Raw genomic sequence first — 1,241 nt, forward strand, 5'->3', positions numbered from 1 at the left:
ATAGCCGTTCTTAGCATCTCTGGCATCGACACGGCCGAGTATTACCGGGCCGAAGATGACCGACCATATGTCATCACCAATCATCTCCATCCCTATCGTTTGGTGCCTGAGCAGATGGCCAACGTAAATACGTAGACCTGCTCGATTAATGATTCCACTGCAATCAGCTAGGTAACACTCAACATGGCTCGCGTACCCCATTTCCGGCAGCTTCTCCGGGTAAGCCCGGAGTGAAGGCGTATAGCATGCAGCAGGTGTTTTTTGCCCCAGCGCTTCATGTCCTCGCTCATAATTGTAGTGCTGCATAAAACGATCAAAGTGTTTTTGCTGAGCCTCCCATGCTATCGCAGGCGGCTGGGGCAACGTACTTTTCAGCGTTCGATGCATGCGTTCGTGGCGGCCATTTTGATCCGGTCGGCCCGGCTCAATTCGCTCAGGAATGATCCCAAGTCGCAGCCACCAAATCGATAATTGCGATAGTCCAGCACGCCCCTTACTCGCAAACGGCACACCGTTATCAGTGCGGATGCGATCAGGCATCCCATATTCGCGGAAAACCCGCTCAAAGGTTTGCTGGGTCTCCTTCAGATTGGTGCTGGCCATGCTCTCGCAAGCCAGTAAGAAGCGACTAGCGTGATCCATGATTGTCAGTGGATAGCACCACACACCTGCCCCTGTCAGAAACTGGCCCTTGTAGTCGGCGCTGAAGAGTTGATTAGGCGTTTCCGCCTTGCGCAAAGGTTTCGGATAGACAGCCACACGCTGACGTAGAGGCCTAGGCGTGATCAAATCGGCTGCCTTAAGAATGTTGTAAATGGTCGTTTTCGACGGGGGATCTTCGCCTGGAAAGCGCTGCCTCAAACTGTTCTGGATCTTCTTTGGCCCCGGAACAGTCTCGCCAATAGAGCGAAGTTCGACGATTGCCTGCCTTACGGCCAAGGGCACCACGTAGGTCTGGTGATGACGGCGGCGGCTACGTTCATCAAGCCCGCTGGGGCCCTCGGCTTCATAGCGTTCGACCCATTTATAGCCCGTCTTTCGGCTGATCTGAAAGTCCTGGCACAGCCGGCTAAAGCTGTGCTTGTCAGACAGGTACTCAGCAATGAACATCACTTTGAGATCCATAGGTTTCAGCTCTCTCCAGGGCATGGTCAGATCCTCGCGAAATCGACCCTGCCAGTTAAAAACTGTTACCTATGTGCGTGAACTGATTTGTAACCCATGTGGGTGAGTCATACCGG

General features: G+C 53.4%; 1 protein-coding gene. It reads right to left on the minus strand.

Annotated elements, in window-relative coordinates; translation table 11 throughout:
* Nucleotides 1-1,149 (minus strand): integrase core domain-containing protein (locus ACZRMO_RS30200; RefSeq protein ID WP_463975272.1); only part of this gene is annotated, 1,149 nt, incomplete at its 3' end.
* Nucleotides 1,150-1,241: the final 92 nt, after the last annotated feature.

It is taken from the genome of Pseudomonas sp. B611, from assembly GCF_055407965.1.